Here is a 17,416-nt window from a genome sequence, read left to right on the forward strand (position 1 = left end):
TTGTTATTGTTCGAGGAAATCGCCGAGGGCGAGAAAGAAACCGTCGAGGTCATCCCACGGAATCATGTGTCCTGCGTTCGGCACGCGGGCGACCTGGATGCCGGGTTGCAGGTCCTGGATCTCGGCAATGTCTTCATCGAGGATCACGCCGCCGCGTCCGGCCACCATCAACAGGGCAGGGGCCTTGAGGTGGGGCAGGTCGTGGTGGAAGTCCACCGCGTGGAAGTCATTGAAGGCTCGCACGATGGCGGGTTCGTAGCAGGTGTGCAGCCATTCGGCGCGCAGTTGCAGTTGTGCCGGTGTCCACGTGGCGCAGAAGGCGCGCATCGCCTCCGCGTCCATGCCGACCAGGGATTGGCGGATGGAGTCGACGTACCATGGCAGCTTGCTCGGGTATTCGCGTCGGCCCGGACCGGAGACCGGAGGGTCAATCAGCACCACGCGCTTCACCCCTTCAGGGTGTTTGACGGCACTGCGCACGGCAAAGCGTGCCCCCATGGAGTGGCCCATCAGGTGGTAGCTGTCCAGGTTCAGCGCATCGGCGAAGGCACCAATGTCCTCGGCGCAGGTGTCCGCGCTGTAATCCAACTCGGGACCGGTCGAGGACAGGCCGCGACCGCGCACATCCAGCACGTAGGTGTCGAACTGCGCCCCCAGGCGCTCGGCGACAAAACCCCAGGTGATTGCCGGGCTGGTAATACCGGGGATCAGGATCAGCGCCGGGCCCTTGCCGCCATAACGCAGGTAGTGCTGACGAATACCGTTGGCCTGCACGTTGGCGCCGTAGAGAAAGGTACTCACGCGGCCACCCCCGATTTCAGTTCCTGGGCGTACAGGTCATAGCCATAGACCCAGGCCGGATCTTCTTGGGTGCGCAGCCAGGTATTGGCGTTGGACACGGCCTGCACGCGCGACGCGCGCTCCTTGCGGTTGGCCTCGTAGAGTTCAAAGGCTGTGCGGTAGTCGCTGATGCCGGTTTCCTGCAGGCAGCGGGTGAGCATGGCGGCGTCTTCAATGGCCATGCCGGCGCCCTGGGCCATGTGCGGCTTCATCGGGTGGCAGGCATCGCCGAGCAACACCAGGCGGCCACGGCTCCACAGTGGCAACGGATTGCGATTGCGCAACGGCCACTTGGTCACGCTTTCGGTGGATTCGATCAGGGCTTGGACGGTGGGGTGGTAGCCCTGGAAGGCGTCGAACATCTCTTCGCGGCTGCTGTCGACGAACGCGCCCTGAAAGTCCCATTCGGCATGGGGCACACCGGTCACGTAGTAGTACTCGTCGCGCTTGCCGGTGGTGTAGTAGACCATCATGTGGCGGTCTTCGGTCCACCACTTGATGCAGTCTTCGAACTTCAGGTCGTATTTGGCGAGCTGGTCGCCACGGATCAGCGCACGGTGCGCGACCCAGCCGCTGTACAGCGGCTTTTCCACGCCCAGCAGTACTTCGCGGATCTTGGAGTTGATGCCGTCGGCGCCGATCACGATGTCCGCGTAAGTCACCTGACCGTCGGCGAAGGTCAGGCGTACCTGGGTGTCGGTTTCCTCAAGGCTTTCCAAGCGTTTGTTGAAGTGCAGGGTGCCGGGCTTGAGGGTGGACATCTGCAGCGCATGCAGGTCGCCACGGTGCACGGTGATGTAGGACGCCCCGTAGCCGGTGAGGGGGATGCGTGACAGGTAGTCGCCGCTTTCTCCGCAGCGGCTGAACCAGTGCTCGGGGTGCGAGCCCATCAGGTCAAGCTGCTTTTCGATGCCCATGCGGCGGAAGATTTTCATGATGTTGGGGCCCATGTGGATCCCCGCGCCCAACCGGGAAAACTCCGGCGCTTGCTCATAGACATCAACGTCGAAGCCGGCTTGCTGTAGCAGGGTGGCAGCGGCGGCGCCGCCCAGGCCCGCGCCGACGATGGCGATTTTCTGAGTGCTTCCCATGGGGCGTGTTCCTCTCTCTTTTTGATTTTCGGCGGCGTCTGTCCGCAAGGTTTTTAAAGTGTATACGCTCATTTTTTAAAATGGGAAGCCCGCCTTCGCAAATTTATTTTTTGGCCATAATTGTCCTGTGTAACGTTATTGTGTCTGTAAATACTGGGTATGTTTCGATAGGTAACGTTTTTGCGCGCCGCTTGCAGTCTGACTGTAATTCGGGTCTTATCGTTATTAAATGGCGTATACGCTATAAAAAATGCACTAGAGTGAGGCGTGCTGCCTGAACTTGGTGCAGGCCCACAGGAGACAGGAAAATGCCGGTAAGCGATTGCGAACTGACCCAGATGTTTGAGCACGTGTTGAAGTTGTCCAAGGTCGACCCGACCCAGAGCGTCGCCGTGCTCAAGAGCCATTACTCGGACCCCCGCACCGTGCGAGCCGCGATGGACGCCGCGCAGCGCTTGGGAGCCAAGGTGTATGCGGTGGAGTTGCCGTCGTTCAACCACCCCAGGGCGATGGGCAACGACATGACCGCCTACTGCGGCGACACCGCGCTCACCGGCAATATCGCCGCCCAGCGTGCCCTGGAGGCCGCCGACTTGATCGTCGACACCATGATGCTGCTGCACTCGCCGGAGCAGGAACAGATTCTCAAGACCGGCACGCGCATTCTGCTGGCGGTGGAACCGCCGGAAGTACTGGCGCGCATGCTGCCCACCGAAGCGGACAAAGTGCGCGTGCTGGCGGCCGAGCAGTTGCTGAAAAAGGCGCGTTCGATTCACGTAAAGTCCCGCGCTGGCAGCGACTTCCGCGCCGCCTTGGGGCAATACCCGTCAGTGACGGAATACGGTTTTGCCGACGAGCCTGGACGCTGGGATCATTGGCCGAGTGGCTTCCTGTTCTCCTGGCCCAACGAAGAAACCGCCGAGGGCGTGCTGGTGCTGGACATCGGCGACATTTTGCTGCCGTTCAAGACCTACACCCGCGAGAAGATCACCCTGGAGATCGAGAAGGGCTTCATTACCAAGATCCACGGTGGTTTCGAGGCCGAATACCTGCGTGATTACATGAAGTACTTCAACGATCCCGAGGTGTACGGCATTTCTCATATCGGCTGGGGCCTGCAACCACGGGCACAGTGGACGGCCATGGGCTTGCATGACAAGAACGACGGCATGTGCATGGATGCGCGGGCGTTCTATGGCAATTTCCTGTTCTCCACCGGGCCGAACACCGAAGTGGGCGGGACGCGCAAGACGCCGTGCCATATGGATATTCCGCTGCGTCATTGCGATGTGTACCTGGATGATGAAGCGGTGGTGATTGCCGGGGATGTGGTTGCCCCCGTGGAATCCCTGGCTCGCTGAACATCCAGGTGGGAGCTGGCTTGCCTGCGAGCGCGCTCGCAGGCAAGCCAGCTCCCACATTTTGATAGGGTTTCTTCAGCGATTGCCTTGAGTCCGTTCAGCAAGCCCGCCATCATGCTTCCCCATCGCCAGCCACTCATCGAGCCCCGCCGTGCCTGATTCCTACGTCTTTTCTGAACAAGTTGGCCACCTGCTGCGCAAGGCCTACCAGCGCCACCTGGCGATCTTTCAGCAGAATGTCGGCGACTCGCAGCTCACCGCCGTGCAGTTCGTCACCTTGTGTGCACTGCGCGATCACGGTGCAAGCTCCCTGACGGAACTGGTCAAGGCCACTGCCGTGGATCAGGCGACCATTCGCGGTATCGTCGAGCGCCTCAAGGCCAAGGAATTGATCAGCCTGGAACCCGACCCGCAGGATAAACGCAAAGTGGTGGTCGACCTGTCCCCGGCAGGCGCCGAACTGGTCGCCCAGACCGCGCCGCGCGCCGCGCAGATCAGCGAATTGACCATGAGCAATCTCAACCCGGCCGAAAGGGTCGCGGTGCTGTTCCTGTTGCGCAAGATGATCGACGACCCGCAGGACTGACATGCCACACCCCCGCAGAAGGGGGTGAAACAGGAATATGGCACCGAATTTGCTCTGAGTTGATGTAGTAGCCACTTCATCAGTCAAGTGTGTCGTGAGACCTCAGGTCCGCGACGCTTTTTTTGACTATTTCATGTAGTGCCTACTTCACCAACTGTTACGGGCGAAGCGAATGATCAGCCAGCACATCACGGTAACGCTTGAAGTCAACGGGCGAAAAAGCGACGTCAGCGCCATGGCGGACACACCGCTGTTGCTGGTGCTGCGCAATGACCTGGAACTCAATGGCCCCAAATACGGCTGCGGCCTGGGGGAGTGCGGTGCCTGCACCGTGATCATCGATGGGGTGGCGGCCCGTTCCTGCGTGTTTCCGCTGTCGGGGGCCGTAGGCCGCGAGATTGTCACCCTTGAAGGCCTGGGCACGCGCGACGCGCCGCACCCGGTACAACAAGCCTTTATCGACGAGCAGGCCGCGCAATGTGGCTACTGCCTCAACGGCATGATCATGACCACCAAGGCCTTGCTCGACCGCAACCCCAACCCCAGCGAAACGCAGGTGCGCAACGAGCTGTCGGGCAACCTCTGCCGTTGCGGCACCCATATCGAAATCCTGCGCGCGGTGTTGCGTGCGGCCCGCCTGATGACTGTGGATTGATGACCATGACCGACACTTCCCTTTCCCGTGACCAGTGGCTGGCCAAGACCGGCGTTTTGTTGATCATCGACGATGTCCTGCCGCCTTCGGGGCCGGTGGCCAAGGGCGGCACGCCTACGGTGAAGCCCAAGGAGCTGGGGCTGTTTATTGCGGTGAACGATGATGGTTTGGTGTACGCGTTCAATGGTCATGTGGACCTGGGCACCGGTATCCGCACTTCGCTGGCACAGATCGTCGCCGAAGAGCTGGACCTGACGATGGAGCAGGTAAAGATGGTGCTCGGCGATACCGAGCGCGTGCCCAACCAGGGGGCAACCATTGCCAGTGCGACCCTGCAGATATCAGCGGTGCCCTTGCGTAATGCGGCAGCCGAAGCGCGGCGTTTCCTGTTGGCGCGGGCGGCGGGGCGCCTGGGTGTCAGCACTGCCAGCCTCAAGGTCGACGCCGGCGTCATCCACGCTGCAGACGGGCGTACCACGACGTATGCTGAACTGGTCAGCGGCCAGCATGACCAATTGCGCATCAGCGGTGATGCGCCGCTGAAACCCATCGAGGACTATCGCCTGGTGGGCAAGGGCGCTGCTCGGGTGGATATCCCCGGCAAAGCCACTGGCGAGCTGACTTACGTGCACGATATGCGCGTGCCGGGCATGCTCCATGGCCGGGTCATTCGTCCGCCGTACGCAGGGCTCGATTGCGGCGACTTTGTCGGCAACAGCCTGCTGAGTGTGGACGAATCGTCTATCGCTCATGTCCCCGGCATCGTTGCGGTGGTGGTGATCCGGGATTTTGTCGGCGTGGTTGCACTGCGTGAAGAGCAGGCCGTCAAGGCCGCCAGTGAATTGCAGGTGCACTGGAAACCCTGGAACCACGGGTTACCGGACATGACGGATGTCGAACAGGCTATCCGCGACAATCCCCGCGTACGCCGCACCGTGCTGGATCAGGGCAATGTCGACGAAGCCCTGGGGGGCGCGAGCCAACGCATGCCGCGCAGTTATCTCTGGCCGTACCAGATGCACGGGTCGATCGGCCCCTCCTGCGGTGTGGCGGATTACTCGCCAGCCGGCAGCCGGGTGTGGTCGGGCAGCCAGAACCCGCACCTGTTACGGGCCGACTTAGCGTGGTTGTTGGCGTGTGATGAAGCGCTGATCGATGTGATTCGCCTGGAGGCCGCCGGTTGTTACGGGCGCAATTGCGCCGACGATGTGTGTGCCGATGCCTTGCTGCTCTCCCGTGCCGTCGGCAAACCAGTGCGCGTGCAATTGACCCGCGAACAGGAACACCTATGGGAGCCCAAGGGCACTGCACAATTGATGGATGTCGACGGTGGCCTCAACGCCGACGGCAGCATCGCCGCCTACGACTTTGAGACCAGCTATCCGTCCAATGGCGCACCGACTTTGGCATTGCTGCTGACGGGACGTGTGGAACCGGTGGCGGCGATGTTCGAAATGGGCGACCGCACCTCGATTCCGCCCTATGACATCGACACTATGCGCGTGACCATCAACGACATGGCGCCCATCGTGCGCGCCTCATGGATGCGTGGCGTATCGGCCTTGCCCAACACCTTTGCCCACGAGTCCTATATCGATGAACTGGCCTTCGCCGCTGGCGTCGATCCGGTGGAATACCGCTTGCGCTACCTCAAGGACGAGCGCGCCATAGACCTGGTGAAATCCACCGCCGAACGTGCCAACTGGACGCCGCGCACCGCACCGATGCAAACCGCCAGCGACGACCATCTGCTGCGTGGCCGTGGCTTTGCCTACGCGCGTTACATCCACAGCAAGTTCCCCGGTTTCGGCGCGGCCTGGGCGGCGTGGGTGGCGGATGTGGCGATCGACAAGCAGACCGGCGATGTGTCGGTGACCCGCGTCGTGATCGGGCATGACTCGGGAATGATGATCAACCCAGACGGGGTGCAGCATCAGATCCACGGCAATGTGATCCAGTCCACCAGCCGTGTGTTGAAGGAGCGGGTGACGTTTGAAGAGTCGACGGTGGCGAGTAAGGAGTGGGGCGGTTATCCGATCCTGACGTTCCCCGAAGTGCCAAAGATCGACGTGATGATGATGCCGCGCCAGGACCAGCCGCCCATGGGCGCCGGTGAGTCGGCCTCGGTACCCAGTGCGGCGGCGATTGCCAACGCGATCTATGACGCCACCGGCATCCGTTTTCGCGAGCTGCCGATCACCCCGGAACGCGTGCTGGCAGCATTGAATGCGGGCACCCTGGGCGAGCCAGCCAAGTCGCCTGAGAAACGCCGGAAGTGGTGGTTCGGCGCACTGTTTGCCACCTTGGGCGCGGTGCTGGCGACGGCCTGGCCGTTCCACGCTGAAATTCCACCGATAGCGCCACCCAGCGCCGGCACCTGGTCCAAGGCGACCCTGGAGCGCGGGCGGTTGCTGGCGGCGGTGGGCGATTGCGCGGTGTGCCATACGGCGCCTGGTGGCGCGACCAATGCCGGTGGGCTGGCGATGCAGACGCCGTTCGGCACGCTGTACAGCAGCAATATCACCCCGGATGTGAAGACCGGGATCGGCGCCTGGTCATACCCGGCGTTCGAGCGAGCGATGCGTGACGGCATTGGTCGAGACGGGCGCAACCTGTACCCGGCGTTTCCCTATACGGCGTTTCGCAATATCAATGAGGCGGACATGCAGGCGCTGTATGCCTACCTGATGTCCCAGGTGCCAGTGAGCCAGGCGCCGACGCCGAATGCCATGCGCTTTCCGTTCAATATCAGGCCGTTGATGGCGGGTTGGAATGCCCTGAACCTGCGGCGTGGCGAGATCTCGCCGCAGCCTGAGCGCAGCGAACAATGGAACCGCGGCAACTATCTGGTCAACGGCCTGGGCCACTGCGCCGCCTGCCATTCGCCGCGTAACCTGATGGGAGCGGAGAAGGGCGGCAAGTCGTTCCTCGCCGGTGGTACGGTTGATGGCTGGGAGGCTCCGGCCCTCAATGGGTTGTCCAACGCGTCGACGCCGTGGACCGAGGACCAACTGTTTACCTATCTGAGCACCGGGTATTCCGATGCCCATGGCGTGGCAGCGGGCCCGATGGGGCCGGTGGTGAGTGAGTTGTCGAAACTGCCCAAGGCGGATATCCGTGCGATGGCGGTGTACCTGGCGTCGCTCAAGGGTGATGCGGCGGCCGAGGCCCCGGCGGTTACGGCGGCCAATGTGCCGAATCCCGATGGCCGTCGGGTGTTCGAAGGTGCATGCAAGGCTTGCCATGCGGATGGCCTGGGACCGAAACTGTTTGGGGTGAGCCCGTCGTTGGCCACCAACACCAACGTGCACAGCGACCAGCCGGATAATTTGATCAAGGTGATTCTGCAAGGCATCAGCAAACCGGCGACCCAGGATCTGGGTTACATGCCGGGGTTCAAGGACAGTTTGTCCAATAGCCAGGTGGCGGATCTGGCGGCGTATCTGCGCGCGCAATTTGCGCCGAATGCGCCGCAGTGGAAGGGGCTGGAACAGAAGGTTGCCCACCTGCGCGCCAACCCCGGTACGCACTGATCGTTCAACGCCTATGAGGAGCAGATGGGGGCGCTGGCTTGTTACAGCGGAATCGGTGTTACACCCCGCACCACCAAATCACTGATAAACCCCAGCCAATCCTGCTGCTGCGCCTTTTCCGCCAGGTCTTCGCCCAGGAACGAACTTAGCGTGTGGCGGTTGGAGTTATAGAAGTAGCACAGCGAGGCGATCATCAAATACACGTGCTTGAGGTCCACATCCAGGCGAAACACGCCTTGGGCCTGACCCGCCTCGATGATCGGCCGCAGCACGCCTACCGCTTCACCCGACAGCCGCCGCATCTCGCCGGACTGCCGGGCATGCTTGCCCTGGTGCAGGTTCTCGATACTGAGGATCGCCACGAACTCCGGGTGCTTGACGTAGTAATTCCAGATAAACGCCACCAGGTCACGCAACGCCTGCTCCGGTGCGTCGAGGTTCAGCTTGAGCTTGCTTTCAGCGTGGTTGAACTGCTCGTAGGTGTGCTCCAGCACACAGACGAACAGGTGTTCCTTGCTGCCGAAATAGTAATAGAGCATGCGGTCGTTGGAGTCGGCTTCCTTGGAGATGCTGTCGACCCGCCCGCCGGAATAACCGTCGCGGGTGAACACCTTGACCGCCGCCTGGAGAATACGCGCGCGGGTCTGGTCAGCCTGTTGGGCGCGGATACCGGTTTTCTTGATCGCCATATCAAAGCGCCTTGCACGACAGTCAGGGCGCGAAATATAGCATGGGGTTTTTCGCGTCCGTTCTATGACCGACAAGTTCTGTAATAAAAACGCCATTGCGCTGGGGATTAAATCCGCGGCGGGCTATTTTGGTGCGTCTCAATAACTAGAGTAGCCATGGATGAAATACCAACCCTTCAGCCGTACCTTGATTGCCACCGCTCTGGTGTTGACGGTCAGTGGTGTGCAAGCCGCGTCCCAGGCCCCGGTGGGCGGTGAAAATGGCATGGTGGTGACGGCCCAGCATTTGGCAACTCATGTGGGCGTGGATGTGCTCAAGGCCGGCGGCAACGCGGTCGATGCGGCGGTGGCCGTGGGCTACGCGCTGGCCGTGGTGTACCCGGCGGCGGGTAACCTGGGCGGCGGCGGCTTCATGACCGTGCAACTGGCGGACGGGCGCAAGACCTTCCTTGACTTCCGCGAAAAAGCCCCGCTGGCTGCCACCGCCAATATGTACCTGGACAAAGATGGCAATGTCATCGAAGGCCTCAGCGCCAAGGGCCATTTGGCCGTGGGCGTGCCCGGCACCGTCTCGGGCATGGAGCTGGCCCTGAGCAAATACGGCACTCTCAAGCGCGCCCAAGTCATCGCCCCGGCGATCAAACTGGCGGAAAACGGCTTCGAGCTGGAGCAGGGTGATATCGACCTGCTGCACACCGCTACCGGCGAGTTCGAGAAAGACCAGGACATGCGCGGGATCTTCCTGCACAACGGCCAGCCGATGCAGGTCGGCCAGAAACTGGTGCAGAAAGACCTGGCCAAGACCCTCAAGGAAATCTCGGCCAAGGGCAGCGACGGTTTCTACAAAGGGTGGGTCGCCAAGGCATTGGTGGATTCCAGCCAGGCCGGCAAGGGCATCATCACCCAGGCGGACCTCGACAAGTACAAGACCCGCGAACTGGCGCCTATCGAGTGCGACTACCGTGGCTACCATGTGGTCTCGGCGCCGCCTCCAAGCTCCGGCGGCGTGGTGATCTGCCAGATCATGAACATCCTCGAAGGCTACCCGATGGCTGACCTTGGCTATCACTCGGCCCAGGGCCTGCACTACCAGATCGAAGCCATGCGCCATGCCTACGTGGATCGCAACAGCTACCTTGGCGACCCGGATTTCGTGAAGAACCCGATTGAGCACCTGCTGGACAAAAACTACGCGGCGAAACTGCGCGACGCCATCGAACCGCAAAAAGCCGGTGACTCCCAGGCGATCAAGCCGGGTGTGTCGCCCCATGAAGGCAACAACACCACTCACTATTCCATCGTCGACAAGTGGGGCAACGCGGTGTCGGTCACCTATACCCTCAACGACTGGTTCGGTGCGGGCGTGATGGCGAGCAAGACCGGGGTGATCCTCAACGATGAAATGGACGACTTCACCGTCAAGGTCGGCGTGCCGAACATGTACGGCCTGGTCCAGGGTGAAGCCAACGCCATCGCTCCAGGCAAGGCGCCGCTGTCGTCGATGAGCCCGACCATCGTGACCAAGGACGGCAAGGCGGTGATGGTGGTCGGTACGCCTGGCGGTAGCCGCATCATTACCGCGACTTTGCTGACTATCCTGAATGTCATCGACTACAAGATGAACATCCAGGAAGCCGTGGACGCCCCGCGTTTCCACCAGCAATGGATGCCGGAAACCACCAACCTTGAAACCTTCGCGGTGAGCCCGGACACCCAGAAGATCCTCGAAATCTGGGGCCACACGTTTGCCGGTCCGCAGGATGCCAACCACTTGGCGGCGATTTTGGTCGGTGCGCCGTCCCTGGGGGGCAAGCCGGTGGGTAACAACCGTTTCTACGGCGCAAATGACCCGCGTCGTAACACGGGCCTGTCGCTGGGCTACTAAACGCTGCTCATCGCTGTAGGGGCGTGCTCGCGAAACCTCACAAGCTCGCCCCTACAGCACTTTATCGACTGCGGCGAATGCCGCTTTCCGACGCGCTTCCCAGTCCCCTCGGATCACCACAACCGTCTCCTGATGCTGCTGCATCCACGCCAGGCTTTCCTGGAAAAATGCCTGGCGGTCCGCCAGTGCCGGCTGGCAGCGTTGGCCGTCGGCGGTCCATTCCACATCTTCCGGTGACAACAACAGGTGCAGGTCGTAGTGGCGGGCCAGCAGTTCGCTGTCGAGCCAGGCCGGGTAGGCGCCGAACAGGGTCTGGCTCCAGAGCTTGTTGGTCAGCAGATGTGTATCGAGGATCAACAGTTCAGGCTGCTTGGCGCGGGCGTCGTCTTCCCAGGCCATCTGGCCACGGGCGATGGCCGGGATGTCCGCCAGGGTAGTGTCGCGTTGATGGTGATCGATGAAATAACGCACGTATTCACCCACCATCAACCCGCCGAAATGCGCCTGCAACTCCGCCGCCAGCCAGCTTTTACCGCTGGATTCGGGGCCCGCCAGTACCACCACTTTCATGCGTGCAACGCCGGGTCGGCGCGCCATTCGCGCCAGCCTTGCACGGCGATCACGGTGAACAGCGCGTAGAGCGCGGCGGTGAGGTACAGGCCTTTGTAGAGGAATAGCCCGACGAAGATGACATCCACGGCGATCCACAGTGGCCAGCACTGCACGCGTTTCTGCGCCATCCACATCTGCGCTACCAGGCTGAAGCCGGTAAGGGCGGCGTCGAGCCAGGGCTGGGCAGCATCCGTCCATTGGGCCATGGCGGCACCGAGCAACAGGCTACCGACTGCGCCCACCGCCAGGCTGGCCATGATCGCCGGGACACCGAGGCTGGTGACCTGACGTCCTTGCTTGACCTCGCCGGCACGGGTCCACTGCCACCAGCCGTAGACTTGCAACGCGGCGTAAACCACTTGCAGCAGCATGTCGGAATAGAGTTTCACGTCGAAGAACACCCAGGTGTACAGCAACACCATCACCAGGCCGATGGGCCAGCACCAGGGGTTTTGCTTGACGGTCAGCCACACAGCGATCACCCCGAGGGCGGCGGCGAACAGTTCAAGCCCGGACATGGTGGTTCCTTGGGAGAATGGGAGAGGGCGGTGATTGTAACGAAAGAAGATTGGCGTAGGAATTAACTGATGGGGTGAGCGGGGCTAGCCCGCTCACCCCCGGATCAGACCTTGAATTGACGCAGCAGGCCGTCGAGCTGTTCGCTCAGACCACGCAAATGCGCACTCGCCACACTCGACTGCTCCGCCGCCAATGCCGTGCTGTGGGACAAACCGGCCGCCTCGGTGACGTTCTGGTTGATGTCCTCCACCACATGCGCTTGTTGCAGGGTGGCGCTGGCAATCGAGGCGTTGAGGCCGTTGAGGTTGCGCAGTGACTCGCCGATGGCGGTCAGGCTGGCGCCGGCCTGGCCGGCTTGTTCGATGGTCAGCTGTGAGGCGCTGTGGCTGTCGCTGATCACCTTGACCGCCGCTTCCGAGTGGCCTTGCAAGCGCTCGATCATGCCCTGGATCTCGGCGGTGGATTTTTGCGTGCGCTGGGCCAGCAGTCGCACTTCATCGGCCACCACGGCGAAGCCACGCCCTTGCTCGCCAGCGCGTGCTGCTTCAATGGCCGCGTTAAGGGCCAGCAGGTTGGTCTGGTCGGCAATCGAGCGGATTACTTCGAGCACGCTGCCGATCTGGGTGCTTTCTGCCGATAGGGTGCGAATCACTTCCACCGCCTGACTGATGGTGCCGGAGAGCTGATCGATCTGCTGCAGGCTGCTGTCGATATTCACCTGCCCTTGTTGGGCCTGGGCCTGTGCGTCGCGCATTTCGCTGGCGGCGTGTTCGGCATTCTTGGCCACATCCTGCACGCCGTAGGTGACTTCGTTGATGGCGGTGGCCACCAGTTCCATCTGCTGGGACTGTTGCTGGCTACGGTCATGGGCCTGGGTCGCGTTGCTGCCCAGCTCCTGCGAGGATTGGCCCAAGGCGTTGGCGCACACCTGCAACTGGCCGACTACCTGGCGCAGCTTGGCGGTGAAACTGTTGAAGTGCCGGGACAGTTGGGTGACTTCGTCCTGCCCATGGGTGTCGAGGCTGCGGGTCAGGTCGCTTTCGCCGCTGGCGATGTTGCCCATGGCGTTCACTGCAGCTTGCAACGGCCGCACAATACTGCGGGCGATCAGTGAGACCAGCAGCGCCATCACCAGCGCGATAGCCAGGCCGATGAACGAGGCTTTCCAGACTTGGCTGCTGAACTCGGCCTGCACATCGTCTACGTACACGCCGGAGCCGATGATCCAGCCCCACGGTTCGAACAGTTGGATATACGAGGTCTTGGCCACCGGCGCTTCGGCGCCCGGTTTCGGCCAGCGATAGTTGACGATGCCGGCGCCCTTGGCCTTGGCCAGGATCACGAACTCGTTGAACACGGCAAACCCATCGGGGTCGCGGATGGCCGAGAGGTTCTGGCCGTCGAGCTTGGGGTTGGCGGGGTGCATGATCATCACGGGAGTGAGGTCATTGATCCAGAAATAGTCATCATGGTCGTAGCGCAAGCCACGCACCGCGCTCAACGCTTGCTTCTGGGCGGCTTCACGGGTCATCACGCCGGTGGTTTCGAGACCGTGATAAAACGTCAGGATCCCGCTGGCGGTCTGGACCACGTGTTGAGTCTGCTGGCGCTTGGCCTGGTACAGGTCGTCGTGGATCTGCTTGAGCATCAGCATACCCAGGGCCAACAGCATCAGCACGGCGACTATCAGGATCAGCCACAGGCGTCGGCTGATCGACATATTGCGCAAACTGTTCATGGTCCTGTCACTCCGTGCTTTTTATAATTGTGGGGCTGCATCGACTTTTCCGCCTCGTCTGATAGGCTTTCGGCCTGCATTCGGAAAACCTGAGTACTGTCTGATATTTCACAAGATTTTTGCAGCTCGGGGTTGAAACTCAACACCGTATCTTGTCGTCAGTGAACCATTAAAAAGATCAACAAGGCTTGCCATAGAGCAAGACCTTTGGGGGAAGCATGGATTTTTGGACCGCCATACAGGCATTGATTCTTGGCGTTGTGGAGGGGCTTACCGAGTTCCTGCCGATTTCCAGCACCGGCCACCAGATCATCGTCGCCGACGTGCTCGACTTTACCGGCGACCGTTTCAATGCGTTCAATATCATCATCCAACTGGGCGCGATCCTGGCAGTGGTGTGGGAGTTCCGTGGCAAGATTTTCGAAGTGGTCAGTGGCCTGCCGACCCAGCGCAAGGCCCAGCGGTTTACCGTCAATCTGCTGATCGCCTTCCTGCCGGCAGTGGTGCTGGGGGTGATTTTCGCCGACCTGATTCACCACTACCTGTTCAACCCGATCACCGTGGCGACGGCGCTGGTGGTGGGCGGCATCATCATGCTGTGGGCCGAGCGCCGCGAGCATGAAGTGCATGCCGAAACCGTGGATGACATCACCTGGAAAGACGCACTCAAGGTCGGTCTGGCCCAGTGCCTGGCGATGATCCCAGGGACTTCCCGCTCCGGCTCGACCATCATTGGCGGCTTGCTGTTTGGCCTGTCGCGCAAGACCGCTACCGAGTTTTCGTTCTTCCTGGCGATGCCGACCATGGTGGGTGCCGCTGTGTATTCGGGCTACAAGTACCGCGACCTGTTCCAGCCTGCGGACTTGCCGGTGTTTGCCATCGGCTTTGTGACCTCGTTCATCTTCGCGATGATTGCGGTGAAGGGCCTGCTCAAGTTCATCGCCAGCCACAGCTATGCCGTGTTTGCCTGGTACCGCATTGCATTCGGCCTACTGATCCTGGCGACCTGGCAGTTCGGCTGGATCGACTGGGCGGCCGCGAAGGCATGATGATCCAGCATCCACGCCTGAAGGCGGCGATCTTCCTGCTGCTGTGCGCAGCGCCGTTACTGGGTTCAATCTTGGTATGGCAGCGCGGCGAGACCGTGATCCCGCTGGCGGCCTATGGCGTGGTCAGCGTGATCGCGTTCTTCCTCTACTGGAGTGACAAGCGCAAGGCCCGTACCGACAGTTGGCGCACCCCGGAAAACATCCTGCACGCCGTGGAACTGGCGGGCGGCTGGCCGGGGGCGTTGATTGCCCAGCAAGTGTTCCGCCACAAGACGCGCAAGGTGTCTTACCAGGTGCTGTTCTGGGTGATCGTGCTGCTGCATCAAGTGTTCTGGCTGGACCAGATGTTTCTGGGGGGGACACTGGTTTCAGTGCTTTAGGCCCGGATATCCGCACTGGGCCAAGGATGGCTCAGTGCGGCGGCCCACGGATTCAAGCCGGAGTGAGGGCACGCCGAGCCTAGGCGAGGTGCCGAGTGGTAGGGCGAAGACCGTTTGCTTGCTTTTGGGTCTTTCCAAAAGTGAGCCGCCGTAAGGGCGGAACCCTAAGTAGCGGTTACCGCCGGAATGGATATGTACTCATTCCAACTCAAGCGCATGGTCGGCTTGGAGTCCGCAATCGCAGGCAAGCCAGCTCCCACCTATTGATCGATTTACATCGGATAGGTCTCGGGCGACTATCAGGCCGTCACGGGAGCAAGCTCTCTCGCCACAGGCCGGCGCAACACCGAAAATTGATGTAGATACCTAGGGTGCAACAGCACGTCAAACACCCAGCAACAGCCCGATCTGCGTGCGCTTGGGTAACTTGCTGACCACCAACTGGTGGGAGCGCTGGAGCAAGCCACGCAGTTCATCAGCGCCCAGCGGGTAGGGCGTGTTCATGATGATCCACTGCGCGCGCGCCAGGTAGGGCGCCGGGTGGATGCCTGGGCGGTCCACATGGCCGAGGAACAGTTCCTTATCGACCTTGAACGCCAGCGATTCACCGCGCAGGTTCTGCAGGGCAAACATCTTGTTGCCGGCAATCGAAAATACGCGCACACCGCCCCATTTATAGTCTTCCCGCGCGCCGGGCAGACTCAGGCAGAAACTGGCGACTTGTTCTTCGGTCATTTTCATAGCAAGCGGTCTCCACAGCCTTTGAAGCCTTCTTCCAAGTAGTCGATCCAGGCCCGGATCGCCGGCAGCACACCGCGCCGATGCGGGTAAACCGCTTGCAGCCAGCCGCCAGGCAAGGACCACTCCGGCAGCAGTTGCACCAGCCGGCCGTTAGCCAATTCCTCTTCACAGTACATCATCGGCAGTACGGTGAAGCCCAGGCCCATGATGGCGCTGGTTTTGCGCACGATAAAATCGTCGATACCCAGGCGAGCCTCCATCGCCAGGTCGTGGGCGTTGCCCTGAGGGTCGAGAATGCGTTGATGCACCAGGCGATCCGCCTCCAGCGCGCCGAGGATCGGTAACTGTTTGAGATCCTCAAGGGTCGCCACGTGGCGACCGAGCATGAGCGCGGGGCTGGCCACCAGCACGGTCTGGGCCTGGCGCAGGCGCTTGGTGACCAGCAGCGGGTCTTCATCGCCCAGTTCGCGTACGCGCAGGGCGACATCGATGCCCTCGGCGACCAGGTCGACACGGCGGTTGACCAGGGTCATCTCCAGCTGCACCTGGGGATGAGCCGCAAGAAATCCAGCCACCAGTTCCGGCAAGATGTGCTGGGCCATGCCCACCGGGCAACTGACGCGCAGCCTCCCACGGGGCTCGCTGGACATGCTGGCCACCGCCTCATCGGCCATTTCCGCCTCCAGCAGCATCGCCTGGCAATGGCGCAGGTAGCGCTCGCCGACAGCCGTGAGGGTGAGTTGGCGGGTAGTGCGTTGCAGCAGGCGCGCGCCGAGGCGTTCTTCCAACTCGGCGATCCGCCGCGACAGCCGCGACTTGGGAATTCCCAGCAGCCGGCCGGCGGCAGCGAAGCCACCGGCTTCCACGACTTTGGCGAAATAGTAGAGGTCGTTGAGGTCTTGCATGGGTCAGCCTATTGTCCTGTCAGTGGGACAAACTATCGCATTTCAGGTGCCTTATCAGCTATTGGTTTCATGCGTAGCATCACCACCATCTGATCGCCCCTGACGATCCCAACCGGAGATCCCACATGAAACTGTTGCACATCGATTCCAGCATCCTCGGCGACAACTCGGCGTCCCGTCAGCTCAGTGCTGGTGTGGTCAAGGCATGGCAAGCGGCTGAGCCGGGCGTGGAAGTGACCTACCGTGACGTGGCGGCCGAAGGCCTCAACCACTTTTCCGGCGCGACCCTGGGCGCCCTGGGTACCCCGGCTGACCAGCGCAGTGCCGCGCAACAGCACGAAGCAGAGCTCAGCGCCAAGACCCTGGCTGAATTCCTCGCTGCCGACGCGGTGGTGATCGCCGCGCCGATGTACAACTTCACCATCCCGACTCAATTGAAAGCCTGGATCGACCGCATCGCCGTCGCCGGCCAGACGTTCCGTTACACTGAAGCGGGTCCGGAAGGCCTGTGCGGCAACAAAAAAGTCATCGTTGTGTCGACGTCGGGCGGCCTGCATGTCGGCCAAGCGACCGGTGTGGCCCATGAAGATTATCTGAAAGTGCTGCTGGGCTTCCTTGGCATCACCGACATCGAGTTCGTCCGCGCCCACGGCCTGGCGTATGGCGACGAGTTCCGCAGCAAGTCCCTGAGCGACGCCAATGTGCTGATCAACGAACAATTGTTCGCGGCTGCGTAAAGCTTAGGTAAAACCGTGCTGATCCCCGTTTCATTATGAAACGGGACGTCTAAACTCTGTATTTGGGTCGCCTCAAAACGACCTGACTACGGAGT

Annotated in this window: 16 protein-coding genes; 8 read left to right on the forward strand and 8 right to left on the reverse strand. The window is 61.4% G+C overall.

The genetic code is table 11. The features are described from left to right. Positions 1-3: 3 nt before the first annotated feature. Both AB4N92_RS25100 and AB4N92_RS25105 read right to left on the reverse strand, forming a co-directional pair. Positions 4-801, reverse strand: coding sequence for an alpha/beta fold hydrolase (locus AB4N92_RS25100; RefSeq protein ID WP_010210654.1), 798 nt, complete (start codon positions 799-801; stop codon positions 4-6). Further along, a complete protein-coding gene (locus AB4N92_RS25105; protein WP_010210651.1) occupies positions 798-1,931 on the reverse strand; it encodes an FAD-dependent monooxygenase in 1,134 nt (377 codons plus the stop codon). Before AB4N92_RS25105 ends, AB4N92_RS25100 begins: the two co-directional genes overlap by 4 nt. 308 nt (positions 1,932-2,239) lie before the next feature. Between AB4N92_RS25105 and AB4N92_RS25110 the strand changes: the two genes are divergently transcribed. The 4 genes from AB4N92_RS25110 to AB4N92_RS25125 all read left to right on the forward strand — a co-directional run bounded on the left by AB4N92_RS25110 (position 2,240) and on the right by AB4N92_RS25125 (position 8,066). Continuing rightward, complete coding sequence (locus AB4N92_RS25110; protein ID WP_042571190.1) at positions 2,240-3,292, forward strand: 2,5-dihydroxypyridine 5,6-dioxygenase; 1,053 nt, start codon at positions 2,240-2,242, stop codon at positions 3,290-3,292. A 151-nt stretch (positions 3,293-3,443) separates the two neighbouring features. Further along, positions 3,444-3,878 carry a MarR family winged helix-turn-helix transcriptional regulator gene (locus AB4N92_RS25115; protein ID WP_010210647.1) on the forward strand — a complete coding sequence of 145 codons (435 nt, stop codon included), beginning with the start codon at positions 3,444-3,446 and terminating at the stop codon, positions 3,876-3,878. 172 nt (positions 3,879-4,050) lie between these two features. After that, positions 4,051-4,533 carry a (2Fe-2S)-binding protein gene (locus AB4N92_RS25120; RefSeq protein ID WP_047543731.1) on the forward strand — a complete coding sequence of 161 codons (483 nt, stop codon included), beginning with the start codon at positions 4,051-4,053 and terminating at the stop codon, positions 4,531-4,533. 5 nt (positions 4,534-4,538) lie between these two features. Further along, entirely contained in the window at positions 4,539-8,066 is a 3,528-nt protein-coding gene (locus tag AB4N92_RS25125; RefSeq protein ID WP_236267288.1) for a molybdopterin cofactor-binding domain-containing protein, read from the forward strand. 41 nt (positions 8,067-8,107) lie between these two features. Here the strand turns inward: AB4N92_RS25125 and AB4N92_RS25130 are convergent, their stop codons facing one another. Then, positions 8,108-8,755 carry a TetR/AcrR family transcriptional regulator gene (locus AB4N92_RS25130; RefSeq protein WP_021491976.1) on the reverse strand — a complete coding sequence of 216 codons (648 nt, stop codon included), beginning with the start codon at positions 8,753-8,755 and terminating at the stop codon, positions 8,108-8,110. A 160-nt stretch (positions 8,756-8,915) separates the two neighbouring features. On the opposite strand from AB4N92_RS25130, the gene ggt reads away from it, so the two are divergent. After that, a complete protein-coding gene (gene ggt, locus AB4N92_RS25135) occupies positions 8,916-10,640 on the forward strand; it encodes a gamma-glutamyltransferase (RefSeq protein WP_236267290.1) in 1,725 nt (574 codons plus the stop codon). 51 nt (positions 10,641-10,691) lie between these two features. Here the strand turns inward: ggt and AB4N92_RS25140 are convergent, their stop codons facing one another. From AB4N92_RS25140 to AB4N92_RS25150, 3 genes are all read right to left on the reverse strand, one after another. Beyond that, on the reverse strand, positions 10,692-11,210 hold the full coding sequence (locus AB4N92_RS25140) for an AAA family ATPase (RefSeq protein WP_021491977.1): 519 nt from the start codon (positions 11,208-11,210) through the stop codon (positions 10,692-10,694). Next, positions 11,207-11,770 carry a nicotinamide riboside transporter PnuC gene (gene pnuC / locus AB4N92_RS25145; RefSeq protein WP_069673095.1) on the reverse strand — a complete coding sequence of 188 codons (564 nt, stop codon included), beginning with the start codon at positions 11,768-11,770 and terminating at the stop codon, positions 11,207-11,209. Before pnuC ends, AB4N92_RS25140 begins: the two co-directional genes overlap by 4 nt. Before the next feature lie 104 nt (positions 11,771-11,874). Then, the gene (locus tag AB4N92_RS25150; protein ID WP_021491978.1) at positions 11,875-13,509 is read right to left on the reverse strand and encodes a methyl-accepting chemotaxis protein; all 1,635 of its coding nucleotides are present in this window, start codon (positions 13,507-13,509) and stop codon (positions 11,875-11,877) included. Positions 13,510-13,727: 218 nt separating this feature from the next. Between AB4N92_RS25150 and AB4N92_RS25155 the strand changes: the two genes are divergently transcribed. Beyond that, the gene (locus AB4N92_RS25155; RefSeq protein WP_010210636.1) at positions 13,728-14,558 is read left to right on the forward strand and encodes an undecaprenyl-diphosphate phosphatase; all 831 of its coding nucleotides are present in this window, start codon (positions 13,728-13,730) and stop codon (positions 14,556-14,558) included. Then, positions 14,555-14,938, forward strand: coding sequence for a DUF1294 domain-containing protein (locus AB4N92_RS25160; RefSeq protein WP_010210632.1), 384 nt, complete (start codon positions 14,555-14,557; stop codon positions 14,936-14,938). The genes AB4N92_RS25155 and AB4N92_RS25160 overlap by 4 nt, the downstream gene beginning before the upstream one ends. A gap of 384 nt (positions 14,939-15,322) precedes the next feature. On the opposite strand, the gene AB4N92_RS25165 is transcribed toward AB4N92_RS25160, so the two are convergent. Both AB4N92_RS25165 and AB4N92_RS25170 read right to left on the reverse strand, forming a co-directional pair. Further along, positions 15,323-15,679: an MmcQ/YjbR family DNA-binding protein gene (locus tag AB4N92_RS25165; RefSeq protein ID WP_042571187.1), complete on the reverse strand. Its 357-nt coding sequence runs from the start codon at positions 15,677-15,679 to the stop codon at positions 15,323-15,325. Further along, positions 15,676-16,584 (reverse strand): LysR substrate-binding domain-containing protein, encoded by a 909-nt coding sequence (locus AB4N92_RS25170; RefSeq protein ID WP_010210630.1) that lies wholly within the window; start codon positions 16,582-16,584, stop codon positions 15,676-15,678. The genes AB4N92_RS25165 and AB4N92_RS25170 overlap by 4 nt, the downstream gene beginning before the upstream one ends. A 125-nt stretch (positions 16,585-16,709) precedes the next feature. Here AB4N92_RS25170 and AB4N92_RS25175 point away from each other — a divergent pair, with 125 nt between their 5' ends. After that, positions 16,710-17,321, forward strand: coding sequence for an FMN-dependent NADH-azoreductase (locus AB4N92_RS25175; RefSeq protein WP_010210629.1), 612 nt, complete (start codon positions 16,710-16,712; stop codon positions 17,319-17,321). Positions 17,322-17,416 lie beyond the last annotated feature (95 nt).

The sequence above is a fragment of the Pseudomonas sp. S3_A09 genome (assembly GCF_054668065.1).

Excerpts from the sequence above, each read along its gene's own strand:
- AB4N92_RS25140 (WP_021491977.1), bottom strand. The coding sequence starts at position 11,210 with ATGAAAGTGGTGGTACTGGCGGGCCCCGAATCCAGCGGTAAAAGCTGG.
- AB4N92_RS25110 (WP_042571190.1), top strand. The coding sequence starts at position 2,240 with ATGCCGGTAAGCGATTGCGAACTGACCCAGATGTTTGAGCACGTGTTG.
- AB4N92_RS25165 (WP_042571187.1), bottom strand. The coding sequence starts at position 15,679 with ATGAAAATGACCGAAGAACAAGTCGCCAGTTTCTGCCTGAGTCTGCCC.
- AB4N92_RS25155 (WP_010210636.1), top strand. The coding sequence starts at position 13,728 with ATGGATTTTTGGACCGCCATACAGGCATTGATTCTTGGCGTTGTGGAG.
- AB4N92_RS25150 (WP_021491978.1), bottom strand. The coding sequence starts at position 13,509 with ATGAACAGTTTGCGCAATATGTCGATCAGCCGACGCCTGTGGCTGATC.
- AB4N92_RS25160 (WP_010210632.1), top strand. The coding sequence starts at position 14,555 with ATGATGATCCAGCATCCACGCCTGAAGGCGGCGATCTTCCTGCTGCTG.
- AB4N92_RS25170 (WP_010210630.1), bottom strand. The coding sequence starts at position 16,584 with ATGCAAGACCTCAACGACCTCTACTATTTCGCCAAAGTCGTGGAAGCC.
- AB4N92_RS25105 (WP_010210651.1), bottom strand. The coding sequence starts at position 1,931 with ATGGGAAGCACTCAGAAAATCGCCATCGTCGGCGCGGGCCTGGGCGGC.
- AB4N92_RS25175 (WP_010210629.1), top strand. The coding sequence starts at position 16,710 with ATGAAACTGTTGCACATCGATTCCAGCATCCTCGGCGACAACTCGGCG.
- AB4N92_RS25125 (WP_236267288.1), top strand. The coding sequence starts at position 4,539 with ATGACCGACACTTCCCTTTCCCGTGACCAGTGGCTGGCCAAGACCGGC.
- ggt (WP_236267290.1), top strand. The coding sequence starts at position 8,916 with ATGAAATACCAACCCTTCAGCCGTACCTTGATTGCCACCGCTCTGGTG.
- AB4N92_RS25130 (WP_021491976.1), bottom strand. The coding sequence starts at position 8,755 with ATGGCGATCAAGAAAACCGGTATCCGCGCCCAACAGGCTGACCAGACC.
- AB4N92_RS25120 (WP_047543731.1), top strand. The coding sequence starts at position 4,051 with ATGATCAGCCAGCACATCACGGTAACGCTTGAAGTCAACGGGCGAAAA.
- pnuC (WP_069673095.1), bottom strand. The coding sequence starts at position 11,770 with ATGTCCGGGCTTGAACTGTTCGCCGCCGCCCTCGGGGTGATCGCTGTG.